Annotated in this window: 12 protein-coding genes; 9 read left to right on the top strand and 3 right to left on the bottom strand. The window is 73.1% G+C overall.

The features are described from left to right. Positions 1–62: 62 nt before the first annotated feature. Complete coding sequence (gene menC, locus VGX25_RS07220; RefSeq protein WP_326916832.1) at positions 63–1,178, bottom strand: o-succinylbenzoate synthase; 1,116 nt, start codon at positions 1,176–1,178, stop codon at positions 63–65. Between the two features lie 145 nt (positions 1,179–1,323). Here menC and VGX25_RS07215 point away from each other — a divergent pair, with 145 nt between their 5' ends. Together VGX25_RS07215 and VGX25_RS07210 are read left to right on the top strand one after the other, a co-directional pair. Beyond that, entirely contained in the window at positions 1,324–3,885 is a 2,562-nt protein-coding gene (locus VGX25_RS07215) for a glycoside hydrolase family 9 protein (protein ID WP_326916831.1), read from the top strand. A 141-nt stretch (positions 3,886–4,026) separates the two neighbouring features. Further along, the gene (locus VGX25_RS07210) at positions 4,027–5,391 is read left to right on the top strand and encodes a LysR family transcriptional regulator (protein WP_326916830.1); all 1,365 of its coding nucleotides are present in this window, start codon (positions 4,027–4,029) and stop codon (positions 5,389–5,391) included. A gap of 57 nt (positions 5,392–5,448) precedes the next feature. Here VGX25_RS07210 and VGX25_RS07205 read toward each other — a convergent pair whose 3' ends face one another. Then, positions 5,449–6,267 (bottom strand): AfsR/SARP family transcriptional regulator, encoded by an 819-nt coding sequence (locus tag VGX25_RS07205; RefSeq protein WP_326916829.1) that lies wholly within the window; start codon positions 6,265–6,267, stop codon positions 5,449–5,451. 108 nt (positions 6,268–6,375) lie between these two features. Between VGX25_RS07205 and VGX25_RS07200 the strand changes: the two genes are divergently transcribed. Beyond that, on the top strand, positions 6,376–8,676 hold the full coding sequence (locus VGX25_RS07200; protein WP_326916828.1) for an Hsp70 family protein: 2,301 nt from the start codon (positions 6,376–6,378) through the stop codon (positions 8,674–8,676). A gap of 95 nt (positions 8,677–8,771) precedes the next feature. Here VGX25_RS07200 and VGX25_RS07195 read toward each other — a convergent pair whose 3' ends face one another. After that, a complete protein-coding gene (locus tag VGX25_RS07195) occupies positions 8,772–9,863 on the bottom strand; it encodes a sulfite oxidase (RefSeq protein WP_326916827.1) in 1,092 nt (363 codons plus the stop codon). Positions 9,864–9,973: 110 nt separating this feature from the next. On the opposite strand from VGX25_RS07195, the gene VGX25_RS07190 reads away from it, so the two are divergent. The 6 genes from VGX25_RS07190 to VGX25_RS07165 all read left to right on the top strand — a co-directional run. Next, positions 9,974–10,768 (top strand): metalloregulator ArsR/SmtB family transcription factor, encoded by a 795-nt coding sequence (locus tag VGX25_RS07190; protein ID WP_326916826.1) that lies wholly within the window; start codon positions 9,974–9,976, stop codon positions 10,766–10,768. Between the two features lie 62 nt (positions 10,769–10,830). Beyond that, positions 10,831–11,415, top strand: coding sequence for a TetR/AcrR family transcriptional regulator (locus VGX25_RS07185; protein WP_326916825.1), 585 nt, complete (start codon positions 10,831–10,833; stop codon positions 11,413–11,415). Between the two features lie 104 nt (positions 11,416–11,519). Next, positions 11,520–11,684 carry a hypothetical protein gene (locus VGX25_RS07180; RefSeq protein ID WP_326916824.1) on the top strand — a complete coding sequence of 55 codons (165 nt, stop codon included), beginning with the start codon at positions 11,520–11,522 and terminating at the stop codon, positions 11,682–11,684. A gap of 70 nt (positions 11,685–11,754) precedes the next feature. After that, on the top strand, positions 11,755–12,477 hold the full coding sequence (locus VGX25_RS07175) for a DUF4142 domain-containing protein (RefSeq protein ID WP_326916823.1): 723 nt from the start codon (positions 11,755–11,757) through the stop codon (positions 12,475–12,477). Next, a complete protein-coding gene (locus VGX25_RS07170) occupies positions 12,474–13,322 on the top strand; it encodes a 4Fe-4S domain-containing protein (RefSeq protein WP_326916822.1) in 849 nt (282 codons plus the stop codon). Before VGX25_RS07175 ends, VGX25_RS07170 begins: the two co-directional genes overlap by 4 nt. After that, the coding region (locus tag VGX25_RS07165; RefSeq protein WP_326916821.1) for an NAD(P)/FAD-dependent oxidoreductase at positions 13,319–14,128 on the top strand (810 nt) is incomplete at its 3' end. The genes VGX25_RS07170 and VGX25_RS07165, both read left to right, overlap by 4 nt.

Here is a 14,128-nt window from a genome sequence, read left to right as displayed (position 1 = left end):
CGCGGCCCGGGCCGCGGGGGCCGCGGCGTCGAGGTCCGGCGGCGGACCGGAGCTCTTCGCTCTCACGAGGCCGGCCCCAACCGCTCCACCGAGGACGTGACCTCGTCCAGCCAGGCCTCGTCGACCGAGATCCCCAGCCCCGGCCCGGCCGGCACCTCGACGTGCCCGCCGCGCAGCACGAACGGCTCGGTCACCAGGTCCCGGCGCCAGTACCGGCCGGACGCCGAGGTGTCGCCGGGCAGCGTGAAGTTGGGCAGCGCGGCCAGGGCGACGTTGGCCGCCCTGCCGATGCCGGTCTCCAGCATTCCGCCGCACCACACCGGAATCCCGTGCGCGGCGCACACGTCGTGCACCCGCCGGGCCTCGAGCAGCCCGCCGACCCGGCCCGGCTTGATGTTGACCAGCGCGCAGGCGCCGAGCGCGATCGCGTCCGCGGCGGCCCGCGCGCTGGTGATCGACTCGTCGAGGCAGATCGGCGTGCGCAGCCGGGCGGCCAGCGCCGCGTGCCCGCGCAGGTCGTCGTCGGCCAGCGGCTGCTCGATCAGCAGCAGGTCGAAGTCGTCCAGCTTGGCCAGGTGCGCCGCGTCCGGCAGCCGGTAGGCCGCGTTCGCGTCCACCTGCAGCGCGATGTCGCCGAACCGCTCGCGGACCGCGCGCACCGGCTCGACGTCCCAGCCCGGCTCGATCTTCAGCTTGATCCGCCGGTAGCCCTCGCCGAGGTAGCCGTGCACGGCGTCGAGCAGCTCGGGGATGGAGTCGGCGATGCCCACCGACACCCCGGCCGGCACCCGGTCCCGGACCGCGCCGAGCCACCCGCCGAGCGACGTGCCCAGGGTCCGCAGCTCGGCGTCGAGCACGGCCATCTCCAGCGCGGCCTTCGCCATCCGGTGCCCCTTGACCGCGGCCAGCGCCGGCTCGAGGCGGTGCGCGGTCACCTCGGGCAGCCGCCACAGCCGCGGCAGCAGGAACTCGCGGATCACCTGCTGCGCGCCGGCGGTGTGCTCGGCCGAGTACAGCGGAAGCCCGCCGGCCACGCATTCGCCCCAGCCGCGCGTGCCGGCCTCGGTGGTGACCCGGACGAGCAGGATGTCGCGGTCGGTCTCCACCCCGAACGACGTGCGGAACGGCGCCACCAGCGGCAGCCGGATCCGGCGCAGCTCCACCTCGACGAGCTTCATGTCCCGATCTCACCCGATGCCGGCCTGCCGTGCCACACCGGCGATGCTCTCCAGCCGAACTGCCCGTTGACAAACCGGTCACCCGCTGGCAACGATCGGTAGCGCCTTCTGGGAGCGCTCCCAGAAACGGAGGAGGGACCCTGCCGTGAACCGCCGACGCATCGTGGCCTCGACCGTGCTCACCGTCCTCGTCGCCGCAACCCTCGCCCCCGGCGCGCGGGCCGACGAGGTCGAGCTCATCCGCAACGGGACGTTCGACGCCGGCACGGCGCCATGGTGGTGGACCGGCAACGCGCCCGCGACCGTCGTCGACGGCCGGCTGTGCGCGGAGGTTCCCGGCGGTACGACCAACCCGTGGGACGCGATCATCGGGCAGAACGACCTTCCGTTGCAGGCCGGCGAGTCCTACGAGTTCTCCTTCGACGCCTCGGCGTCGGCGCCGGTGGGGGTGCTGGCCAAGGTGCAGCTGCAGGTGGAGCCGTGGACCGAGCGGCTGTCCCGGCCGACCGTGCTCGGCCCAGAGCCGCAACACTTCTCCTACGTCTTCACGTCCGATGTGGACTCTCCGGTCGAGCAGGTGGCGTTCCAGATCGGCGGCAGCGCCCAGCCGTGGACGCTGTGCCTGGACAACGTCTCGCTCACCGGCGGCGCGCCGCCACCGGTCTACGTGCCAGACACCGGCCCGCGGGTCCGGGTCAACCAGGTCGGCTACCTCGCGCACGGGCCGAAGAACGCCACGGTGGTCACCACGGCCACCGACCCGGTGGCCTGGCGGCTGGCCGACGGCGGCGGAACGGTCGTGGCCGAGGGCATGTCCAGCCCGCGCGGCGTGGACGCGGCGTCCGGCCAGAACGTGCACACGATCGACTTCTCCGGCGTCACCGCGGCCGGCACCGGCTACACCCTGACCGCCGACGGCGAGACCAGCTACCCGTTCGCCATCGGCGACGTCTACGCCGCGCTGCGCTCGGATGCCCTGCAGTTCTTCTACATCCAGCGCAGCGGCATCCCGATCGACGGCGCGCTGGTCGGCCAGCAGTACGCCCGGGCGGCCGGGCACGTCGGCGTGGCGCCCAACCGGGGCGACACCGACGTGCCGTGCCAGCCAACCGTGTGCGACTACCGGCTGGACGTGCGCGGCGGCTGGTACGACGCCGGCGACCACGGCAAGTACGTCGTCAACGGCGGAATCGCCACCTACCAGCTGCTCAGCACGTACGAGCGCACGCTGACCGCGCCAACGGCGAACCCCGGCGCGCTCGGCGACGGCACGCTGCGGGTGCCCGAGCGCGGCAACGGCGTCCCGGACGTCCTCGACGAGGCCCGCTGGGAGCTGGACTTCCTGCTGCGCATGCAGGTTCCGGCCGGCCAGCCGCTCGCCGGCATGGCCCACCACAAGGTTCACGACGACAACTGGACCGGCCTGCCGCTGGCCCCCGCCGCCGACCCGATGCTGCGCGAGCTGCACCCGCCGTCCACCGCGGCCACGCTCAACCTGGCCGCCACCGCCGCCCAGTGCGCGCGCCTGTTCCTGCCGTACGACGCGGCGTTCGCCGACCGGTGCCTGACCGCGGCCCGCACCGCCTACGCCGCGGCGCAGGCGAACCCGGACCGCCTGGCCAGCGAGGCCGACGGCAACGGCGGCGGCACGTACTCCGACAACAACGTCTCCGACGAGTTCTACTGGGCCGCCGCGGAGCTGTTCGTGACCACCGGCGAGGCCCGCTACCTCACCGATCTGCGCGCCTCGCCGCACCACACCGGCAACGTCTTCGGCCCCAACGGCTTCAACTGGCCGGACACGGCCGCGCTGGGCCGGCTCGACCTCGCCACAGTCCCGAATGGACTGCCGGCCGACGAGCGGCAGCGGGTCCGCGACTCCGTGGTCGCCGCCGCCGACGCGTACCTGGAGACGTTGCGGGGCCAGGCATACGGCCTGCCGCTGCCGGCCAACGGCTACTTCTGGGGCGCCACCAGCAACAACATCAACAACACCGTGGTGCTGGCCACCGCGTTCGACCTGACCGGCGACGCGTGGTACCGCGACGGCGCGCTGCAGGGCATGGACTACATCTTCGGCCGCAACGCCCTGAACCACTCGTTCGTCACCGGGTGGGGCACGAAGGCGTCGCACAACCAGCACAGCCGGATGTACGGCCACCAGATCGACCCGAACCTGCCCAACCCGCCGGCCGGCTCGCTCGCCGGCGGCCCCAACACCGGCCTGCAGGACCCGTTCGCCGCGGACCTGCTCGAGGGCTGCGTCGGGCAGTTCTGCTACGTCGACGACATCCAGTCCTGGTCCACCAACGAGGTGGCGATCAACTGGAACTCGGCGCTGGCCTGGATCGCGTCGTTCCTCGCCGACCAGGGCGACGGGACCCCGCAGCCGGCCGCGACCTGCGACGTGAGCTACCTGCGGCACGGCCAGTGGCCCAACGGGTTCGTCGCTCAGGTCAACCTCAAGAACACGGGGACCCGGCCGATCGACGGCTGGACGCTGGCCTGGTCGTTCACCGACGGCCAGAAGCTCGGCCAGGCCTGGGCCGCCGACGTCACCCAGACCGGCCCCACGGTGACCGCGACCAACCTGCGCTGGAACCGCCGGATCGAGCCGGGCAGATCGGTGACGTTCGGCTTCACCGGCACCAGCCCGCTGGCCAACCCCGCGCCCGAACTGTTCCGCCTCAACGGTTTGCCCTGCTGAGAGGTCGTGAGTCTGCTGTGGTGCCATAGGCCCACAGAAGGCTCACGACACCGGGTGGCTGTAGAACCGCTGTAGACACGCTGGGCCACCACCGGAGTGGCCCCTCCTAGGGTCCCGGCAGGAGAACAGCCGGGAGAACGGGTGACACAGGCGCAGCTCACCGAGTGCATCGCCCTCAACGGGTACCGGCGCGGGCCGGAGCGGGATCGCATGCCCCTTGACGAGACCGATGTGTTGTTGCTCAAGGCGGTCGCGGACATCGGGAAGGTCGAGGGCGCGGCCGCGGCCGTGGGGCTGGCGCCGTCGACCGCGGTTCGGCGGCTCGGCCGGCTGGAGCGGCGGATCGAGGCGCGGCTGTGCCGCGGGGATCCGGACCGCCTGCGGCTCACCGCGGCCGGGCGCACGCTGCTGGCCGCGGGGTTGGAGTTCCTCGGCGCGGTGGCGGTCGGGGTGCGCCGGATGTCCGACGCCGCGCCGGGGGTGGCCCCCGAGCTGCCGCGGCTGCGGATCGCCGGGTTCGGCACCCACTGGACCGCGCTGGTCGACGAGCTCGCCGGGCGGCTGCCCGGCCTGCTCGTCGAGGTGCACGCCGCGGAACCCGTTGCGGCGGCGGAGTTGTACGACCGGCATCGGGTGGATGCGGTGTACGCGTGGGAGATCTCCGGCCGGCGGCTGTCGCTCGGCCGGCCGGCCGAGGTGCGCACCGTGCTCGACGAGCCGCTGTGGGTGGCCCTGCCCGCGACGCATCCGCTCGCCGGGTCGGACCGCGTCCCGCTGCGCGACCTGGCCGCGGAGAGCTGGATTGCCGGGCAGGACGAGCAGGCGACCCGCGAGGCGGGCCGGGCCGCCGGGTTCGTGCCGCGGATCGGGCACGTGGTGGACTCCGCGCCGACCGCACGCAGCATGGTCAGCCAGGGACTGGGCGTCGCGCTGGTCTCGCCGCTGACCGTCGCCCCGAGCGCCGGCGCCGGGCTGGTGCTGCGCCCGCTGACCGGGGCGCCGCACCGCCGGCTGGTGCTCGCGGTGGACGCCACCGTGGTCGGCGACCGGCTGGCGCGGGTCCTTGTGCGCCGGCTGCGCGCCGGCTACGCGGCGACCGCGGCGGCGCGCAACCCGGACTACCGGCGGTCACCCGACTTTCCGCTGCCGGTGATGGCGCCGGTCGACGAGCTCGAGCCGGATGCCGGGCTGCTGGCCGGGTTGCGCGCGTCCACCGAGCCGGCCGTCCCTGCGCCGCGCGCCGGCGCGATCGGCCTTGACGACCTGCACCTGCTGCGGGTGGTCGACGAGGCCGGCAGCGTCAACCGGGCCGCGCGCATCCTGATGATCAGCCAGCCGGCGCTGAGCCGGCGGATCAGCCGGCTGGAGCGCAACCTCGGCACCCGGCTGTTCGTGCGCAGCTACCGGGGAACCGAGCTGGCCCCGGCCGCCCGCGTGCTGCTCGCCGAGATCGACAGCGCCGAGGCCAACCTGCGCGCCACCCTGAAGTCCATTGTGGAGGATTAACATCGCCTCGTGCCGACCAACCGCACCTCAGGGGACCGTGACGGCACCCAGCCACAATCAACCCGACAACCGCACCATTGGCTGGGACGCAACGACAGCAGTTAATTCCGGAGAGGCGGAACAGTCCAGCGTCGGGTCGTCGGCGAGCATCCGGCGGTGCAGCTCCCGGACGGCGTGCCCGGGCTGGATGCCGAGCTCGGCGTCGAGCAGGCGGTAGACGTGTTGGTAGGCAAGGAGAGCCTCGGCGCGCCGGCCGCTGCGGTGCAGCGCCAGCATGAGCAGCTCCCACGGCCGCTCGCGCAGCGGCTCGGCGGTGGTCATCTCCCGCAGGTCGTCGATCACGTCGCGGTGCTGGCCGAGCCGCAGCCGCGCCTCGAGCAGGTCCTCGTGCGCGAGCTGGCGCAGCTCGAGCAGCCGCTGCGCCTCCTGGGCGGCGGCCGGTGCGACGTCCTCGTACGGCCGGCCGCGCCACAGGCCGAGCGCCGCCGTCAGGGTGGCGACGCCCTCGGCCGGGTCACCGGTGGCCACGGCCTGCCGCCCGACCGTGGCCAGCTCGGTGAACGTCCGCGCGTCGAGCTCGTCGTCCTCGAGCAGCAGCCGGTAGCCCTGGTGATCCCGCTCGACCCGCGGCCGGCCGAGCCGCGTGGCGGGCAGCCGGCGGCGCAGCTCCCACACGTAGGTCTGCAGGTTCGCCGTGGCCGACCGCGGCGGGCGACCGTCCCACAGCGCGTCGATCAGCTGCCCGGTGGTCACCCGGTCGCCCGGCCGCGCCAGCAGCAGGGCGAGCAGCATCCGCAGCTTGCGCGCTCCCATCGGCAGCGCCGACCCGGTAGCGTCATACACCTGGATCGGCCCCAGAACCCGAAACAGCAGCATCACTACCTCCTAGCAACACATACCCGACCACGTCCCGATCGGTTGTCAGGGAACTTGCGGATTGCTCGGGGCGTCGCACGATGCGTCTTCCAGCGGCGGAGGTAAGCGGTGCGACAAGTGACCGCGGTGGTGGATTTCGGCACCTCGCACACGGTTGTGGTGGTGTCGGGTCCCGGCGTGCCGGCCCGGCTGGTGTTCACCGACGGAGCACCGTGGTTCCCGTCGGCGGTGTTCTGGGGGCGGGACGGGCGCGCGGTCGTCGGTGCCGACGCGGTGCGGCTGGCCCGTTCCGAACCGGCCCGCCTTGAACGGCATCCCAAGGCGCGGATCGGCGAGCAGGAGGTGCTGCTCGGCGATTCCGTCGTTCCCACAACGAGTCTGGTGCGCGTCGTGCTGTCCCGCGCGGTCGCCGAGGCGTCCAGAGCGGCCGGCGCGCCCGTGCAGCACCTGGTGCTGACCCATCCGGCCGACTGGGGCTCCATCCGGCTCGGCGCGCTGATGACCGCCGCGCAGGGGCTGGCGCCCCGGCTGTCCACCGTGCCCGAACCGGTGGGCGCCGCGGCCTGGTACGCCACCCGGCACGAGCTCCCGGTCGGCGCCACGCTCGCCGTGCTGGACTTCGGCGGCGGCACCTGCGACGCCGCGGTGGTGCGCCGGGAGCCGACCGGGCTGTCCGTCGTGGAGTGCGCCGGCCTGCCCGATCTCGGCGGCGAGGATCTGGACCAGCGGCTCGTCGAGTACATCCGGGCGGCCCAACCGGTGCTGGCCGCGATCCTGGACGCGGCCGAGCAGACCCGGCCGGTGGCGGCCGCGGAGCTGTCCGAGATCGCCTATATACGCGAGAACGTGCGCGCCGCCAAGGAGGTGCTGTCCCGCGAGCAGCAGGTCGAGGTGCGCCTGCCCGGCGGGCTGCCCGAGATGTTGCTGACCAGGCAGGAGCTCGAGGCGCGGATCCGGCCCGACCTGGCCCGCGCCGTCGAGCTGGTCGCCGGCGCGCTGCGGTCCTGCGGGCTGTCCGCCGCGGACCTCAGCGCGGTGCACCTGGTCGGCGGCTCGAGCCGGATTCCGTTGCTGGCACAGCTCTTGCGGGCCCGGCTGCCGGTGCCGGTGCGGCTGGACGACCAGCCGCAGGTGGTGGTGGCGCTCGGCGCGCACGCCGTGGTCGAACCGGCCGGCGCGGGGGAGCCCGGCTCGCCCGGCCGGCCGGGCGAGCCCGGCGGGGAAACCGATGTGACCTCGCTTTCCTTCCAGGACAGGCAACCCGACGGTCCGGTCCCTACCCGGCGCACCGCGGCGGTGATCGCCTCGGCCGCGGTCGTCGTGGCCGTCGCGGCCACCGCCACGATCATCGGCACCGGGCTGTTCGACCGGCGCGTGACCGGATCGCCCACCATCCAGGCCGGCAGCTCCGCCGCCCGGCTGAGCCTTCCCGCCCCGCCGCCCGGCCGGAAGGTCGAGAACCCGGGCCACGCCACCGACCGGCTGACCGAGATCAGGGCGGGGGAGTCGGTCGCCATCCGCAACCAGTTCGGCGCCGCGACCCAGTGGCGGCTGGACTCCTTCGCCGACAGCGAAACCGACCACCGGCAGCTGGTCGAGCTCGGCAATCCCGAACGCCCCGGCTACCGCTGGATCCTGGTCCGGGTCACCGAGACGCTCCGGGAGGCGGCGCCGAGATACCAGCCGGCGCGCACCTATGTCGTCGACGACCGCGGGCTGATGATCAAGGCCTATGACGGCGTGCCGCTCCCGGCGCTGCCCGCCGGCTGCCCCAAGGAGTTCCCGGCAACGGACGTGCCGGCCGGCACCGCCGTGCCGCAGTGCCTGCTCTACCAGGTTTCCGTGGCGACCCCGATCGCTCAGGTGGCCGTCGCCTCGCTGTCGCACTCCAGCCCGACGAACCTGAAGGTGAAGGAGTCCATCGAGAACGGCGGCCGGGTGGCCGTCACCGGCCGGAGCCCCGCCGCGCCGCCCGGCCTGCCCGCGGACGCGCTCCCGCTCGGCGCGCCGGCCGCCATGCGGCACAACACCTTCACCGCGGATGTCGCGGTGGTGGACGTGATCGAGGACGCGTCCGGCTACTTCAAGGTGGAGTACTCCAACGACGAGGTGATCGCCCTACCGGGCAGCCGGGCCGTGGTCGTCCGCATCGCCGCCCGCCTCACCGAGCCGATCGACGGCGAGAAGCTCCCCCTGCCCACCATCGTCGTCCAGGACGATCGTGGCGCCGAGGTCACCTCCCCGTTCCGCGCCGGCACGAAGGAGTGCACCCCCCTCGGCCCGACGGGCAAGCTCACCGGCACCGTCCTGTTCTGCGCCGTGGTGGCGCTTCCCCTCGACACGCCGCTGCGCTCGGTGGAGGTCCAGCTCGCCCCCGGCGCGGAGGCCAAGACCTGGCGGCTGCGGTGATCGCCGGATCTGACACTCACGTGCGGCAGTACCTCCCGCGGTCGTTCCAGGACTCGCGGACGTGACGCCGCGGGAGCGCCCCGGCGGGTGAGCGCTCACCGCACCGTGACAATGACCCGCTGCACCATGTTGTTGGCCATGCCCTGCGTGTTCCAGGGTTGCCCGACCGGCTGGCCGCCGAGCTCGTCGATGGCGCGCACGCACAGCTCGTGATCACCGGGCCGGGCCGTCCAGCTCGCCGACCACGCCCGCCAGGCGTACCGCTCCCCGGCGGCTTCCAGCTCGGCCGGCGTCCACGTGGCGCCGCCGTCGACGCTCAGCTCCACCGCGCGCAGCGGTGCCCGGCCCGACCACGCCCGGCCGCGCAGCCGCACCTCGCCCGCGTCGACGATCCGCCGCCGGGTCATGAAGTCCGGGAACCCCGGCGGAATCATCAGCGCCCTCGGCTGGATCCGGGTGATCGGCTCGCCCGGGTCGTCGGGGTCGCGCTTGCGCCGGTACGCCACCGCGTTCTGGAAGCCCCGGAACGGGCCGTCCAGCACGGTGATCTCGCGCAACCACTTCACCTGCGCCATCCCGTACCACCCGGGCGCGATCAGCCGGACCGGCGCGCCGTGCTGCGGCGGCAGCGGTGCGCCGTTCATCTCGTAGGCGAGGATCACCTCCTCGCCGAGCGCGTCGGCCACGGGCAGCGCCCGCTGGTAGTCCTGCTCGACTCCGCGCTCGGTGCCGTGGTCGCAGCCGGTGAACACCACGTCGACCGCGCCGTCGCGTAGCCCGGCGTCCCGCAGCAGCGCCGCAAGCGGGGCGCCGGTCCAGCGGGCGGTGCCGACGGCCTCGTCCAGCCAGGGCTGGCTGATCGGGCGGGGGAGCAGCCGGGCCCGGCCGTTGCCGGCGCACTCCAGCGTCACGGTGTGGCTGACCCGCTCCCGGGCCCGCAGCTGGTCGAGATCCAGGGTCACCGGCGCGTCCACGTGGCCGCCGATCCGCAGCCGCCACGCGTCCGGGTCCACGTCCGGGATGTCGTAGTGGATGAGCAGGTAGTGCAGCCCGGCGGGGGTGAGGTCGTAGCGCAGCGCCTCCAGCGGCATGCCGTGGTTGCGCGTGGCGAGGCGCAGCTCGTCGAGGGAGATCGCCTCGTCCGGCGCGGCCACCCGGGCGGGCGCCGAGATCTCTGGTGCCACCATGCCGAACAGGGTCGCACCGCGCCGGCGAAAAGTCTCTACACCGTTGACATGCAGCCGGTTGGCTGCCTATCGTGAAAGGCAGCCAGGAGGCTGCATGTTTGGGGTGGCGGATGGACGAGGTGTTCAGGGCGCTGGCCGACCCCAGTCGCCGGCGGCTGCTCGACCGGCTGAACGTCCGCAATGGACAGACGCTGCGCGAGCTGTGCGCCGGCTTGGACATGGCCCGCCAGTCGGTGAGCAAGCACCTGGCCGTGCTGGAGTCGGCCAACCTGGTCGCCACCGTCCGGCGCGGCCGGGAAAAGCTGCACTACCTCAACGCCGACCCGATCAACGCCATCGCCGACCGCTGGCTCGACCGGTACACCCGCGAGCGCGTCCGCGCCCTCGCCGACCTCAAGAAAGCATTGGAGGACTCGCCGATGGGCAGCCCCGAGTTCGTCTACACGACCTACATCGACACCACCCCGGAGCGGCTCTGGCGGGCCCTCACCGACCCGGCCTTCACCCGCCGCTACTGGGGCGCCACCTTCGAGACCGACTGGGCGGTGGGCTCGCCGATGGTCTGGGGGGAGAACGGCCGCCGCATCGCCGATCCGGCCCAGACCGTCCTCGAGTACGACCCCTACCGCCGGCTGTCCTACACCTGGCACACGTTCACACCGGAGTGGGCGGAGGCCGCCGGCATCGGCGAGGAGGTTCTCGCGACGATCTCCGCCGAGCGCCGATCCAAGGTCACCTTCACCCTCGAGCCGCACGGCGACCTGGTCAAGCTCACCGTCGTGCACGACGACTTCGAGCCCGGCAGCACGGTGCTCCAGCTGGTCTCCCAGGGCTGGCCGCAGGTGCTCGCCAGCCTCAAGACGCTGCTGGAAACCGGCCACCCCCTCCCCGTCCCGCAACCGTAACGCTTTGGTCCACTTCGGACTGGCGAGGCTTATGGCAACGCCTGTCGCGGTAGGATGCCCGCGTGCCGCCGATCGACCAGGTCCGGGCCCGGCCCGGCGGGCGTAACGCGCAGGTCCGCGCGCGGGTCTTCGACGCCCTGCGCCGGGCGCTGGACAGCGGTGACCCGGAGCGCCTGTCGTTCGACCGGCTCGCCGAGAGCGCCGGCGTCCACCGGGCGACGCTCTACCGGCGCTGGCTGTCGACCGACGGGCTGGTGGCCGACCTGCTCATCGAGCTCACGCCGCTCGGCACGCCGCCGCCCGACACCGACACCCTGCGCGGCGACCTCAGCCGGCTCGTCGCCAGGGCGGCGGCCACGGCGGCGACCCCGGCCGCGCGGACTTTGCAGCGGCTGGTCGCCGGCAGCGCCGACCCGCACGTCGCCGAGGCCGCGCGGGGCTACTGGGCCGGCGTCGTCGGCCGCGCCGCGGAGGTCGTGCGGCGCGCCCAGCGGCGCGGGGAGGCCGCCGCCGACATCGACGCCGCGCAGGCGATCGAGACGCTGCTCGCCCCGATCCACCTCCGGCTGCTCCTCACCCACCAGCCGGTCACCGAGGAGTTCCGTGCCGGCCTCGTGGACCGCGCCGTGCGCATGCTCCGCCCCTGATGTGATCCACGTCACACCTAACGCCTCGGGTCGAGCTGAACCGCGGTGCCGTTATCTTCCGTATACAGAGGTGTCGAAATGCGCTGGAAGGGGTTCACGGTCGGATGCGCATTATTTGCCCTCGGGCCGCCGCCGCCGTGCTGGCGGCGTTAGCCATGCTCGCCCTCGGCGGCTGTGAGCTGCGTGAAGGCGACCCCCGCGAGTATGGCAACGCCAGCGTCGACCGCCCGGATATCCCGACAATTGTGGACGTGGAATTATTGAGCTGATCGAGCGCATCCGATGACTGAACATAAAAGGCGAAACCGACTGATTGTGGGTCGAAGAATGCTGCGCGGTGTGGTGCGATCGACGACCGCGGTTGTGCTGGCGGTCCTGGGTGCGGCGGGCCCGGCCGCCGGAATCGTCTTCGCGAGCCAGCAGGCCGCCCAGGCGTCCACGCAGCCGGCGCCCGCGTCGCCGGGCCCGCTGGATTCGCTCGACCGGGAGTTCCTCACGGTGATCCGGTTCGCGAACCTGTGGGAGATTCCGATGGGTCAGCTGATCCAGCAGCGGGGCACCACGCAGAAGGTGAAGGACGTCGGCGCGGAGATCTCCTCGGATCACAAGAAGCTGAACGTCGCCATCGAGGAGCTGGCCGCGAAGTTCGACGTCCAGCTGCCCGACAAGCCGACGTCGCAACAGCAGGCGTGGATGGCGGAGATCTCGAGCAAGTCCGGCAAGGAGCTGGAACAGGCGTTCGCCAACCGCCTGCGCGGCGCGCACGGCACCGTGTTCGGCCTGGTCGCGCAGGTGCGGGCGGGAACCCGCAACGAGGTCATCCGGGCGTTCGCCCAGCAGGCCAACGACGTGGTGATGAAGCACATGACCCTCCTGGAGAGCACCGGCCTCGTCGAGCCGGCCGCGATGTTCGCCGAGGCCTCGGCCCGAACCACGGCGAACCCCGAGAACCGGCTCAGCCGCGGCGACATCGTCCTCGCCGGCGTGCTCGGCCTTGCGATGCTCGTGGCGACCCTGGCGTTCGTGCGGACGTTCAGCGCGCGGGGGTCGGTGCAGCGGTGATCGAGCTCGCCCTGCCCCAACACGACATCGGGGTCCGCGAGGTGGCCGCGTTCTCGGCCAGGGCCTCCTACGTGCTGATGTGTCTCACTCTCTGCTGGGGCGTGTTCACCGCCACCGGCTGGGTCCGGCGGCTGACCGGTCACCAGGCCATCCGCAACGGGCACATGATGCTGGCCGTGCTGACCCTGGCGACCGGGAGCACCCATGCCGGGGTGTTCCTGCTCCTTCGCGAGCAGGGGCTGTCCCTGACCGGCATCGCCGTCCCGTTCAGCGGCCTGCTGCGGCACTCGTTCGGCATCCTCGGGCTCGAGCTGATGATCGCGATCACCCTCACGGTGGCGCTGAAGCGCTGGGTCAACTACCGGCGCTGGCTGCGGTTCCACCAGCTGGCCTACGTGGCCGTGGCCATGATCGTCGTGCACTCCTGGTTCGGCGCCATCGCCAACGGGCACCTCGCCGTGCTGTGGCTGGGCGGGGTGACCGTCCTGGTGCCGGCCGCCACCCTGACCGTGCTGCGCCTGCTGCCGCCGCGGTGGCTGATCAGGGCCGGCCTGCTCGGCGCGGCCCCGGCCGCCGTGCCGGCGCAGCGCTCGCAGCAGTCCGCCATCGTCCCCCCGGTGACCGTCAACGGGACCGGCGGACCGGTCCGGGTGATCGTGGACAACCAGCGGTGCAAGCGGTACGGGATCTGCCAGGCCGAGTCGCCGGATCTGTTCCAGCTCATGGAGGACGGGCGGCTGCGCTACATCCGTGACCCGGACGCCGGCGAGCGCGCCGGGGCGCAGGCGGCGGCCATGGCCTGCCCGATGCGGGCGATCGAGCTGCGCGAGGTGAGCCACCGATGAAGCGGCCCGAGCGGATCGTCATCGTGGGCGCCGGCCTTGCCGGCCTGCGCGCGGCCGAACGGCTCCGCGAGGTCGGCTTCGACGGCGAGTTGGTGATCATCGGCGCCGAGCGGCTGCCGCCCTACCACCGTCCCGCGCTGTCCAAGCAGCTGCTGACCGGCACCATGCGGCCCAACGACCTCATGCTGCCCGCGTACCGGGACGTGGCCGCCACCTGGCGGCTGGGCACCCCGGTGGAGTACCTGCTGCCCCGCGGCCGGGTGGTGCGGCTGCCCGGCGGCGAGGAGATCAAGTACGACGGCCTGATCATCGCGACCGGCGTGGAGGCGCGCCGGCCCAACGGGATTCCGTACCACGACCCGCGGATCATGGTGATGCGCACGCTGCCCGACGCGCTCGACCTCGAGCGCGCCATCTCCTCCAGCCGCGGCCCGGTCGCCGTGGTGGGCGGCGGGTTCACCGGCTGCGAGATCGCGGCGAGCCTGCGCCAGCTCGGCCGCGAGGTGACCATTATCGGCCGGTCGGCCTCCCTGCTCGGCAACGTGCTGGGCCCCAAGCTGGGCGACTGGCTGACCCGCACGCACCGCGACCACGGCGTCGACCTCGCCCTCAACGCCTCGGTGCAACGCTGGGAACCGGGCCCCGACGGCGTCGGCATCCACCTGTCCGACGGCACCTCCATGCTCGCCGCCTGCGTCCTTGTCGCCGCCGGCACCGAGCCGGCCACCACCTGGCTGCGCGGCTCCGGCCTGCCCCTGGACAACGGCGTGGTCTGCGAGCCGACCTGCCACGTCGTCGGCGCCGCC

This window comes from Actinophytocola sp. (genome assembly GCF_035942955.1).
In the GTDB taxonomy this organism is placed as follows: Bacteria; Actinomycetota; Actinomycetes; order Mycobacteriales; family Pseudonocardiaceae; genus DASYTH01.
The sequence above is the reverse complement of the archived record's forward strand: the minus strand, read 5'-3'. Positions and strand labels throughout refer to the sequence as shown.

Excerpts from the sequence above, each read along its gene's own strand:
- menC (WP_326916832.1), bottom strand. The coding sequence starts at position 1,178 with ATGAAGCTCGTCGAGGTGGAGCTGCGCCGGATCCGGCTGCCGCTGGTG.
- VGX25_RS07205 (WP_326916829.1), bottom strand. The coding sequence starts at position 6,267 with ATGCTGCTGTTTCGGGTTCTGGGGCCGATCCAGGTGTATGACGCTACC.
- VGX25_RS07180 (WP_326916824.1), top strand. The coding sequence starts at position 11,520 with ATGCGCATTATTTGCCCTCGGGCCGCCGCCGCCGTGCTGGCGGCGTTA.
- VGX25_RS07195 (WP_326916827.1), bottom strand. The coding sequence starts at position 9,863 with ATGGTGGCACCAGAGATCTCGGCGCCCGCCCGGGTGGCCGCGCCGGAC.
- VGX25_RS07190 (WP_326916826.1), top strand. The coding sequence starts at position 9,974 with ATGGACGAGGTGTTCAGGGCGCTGGCCGACCCCAGTCGCCGGCGGCTG.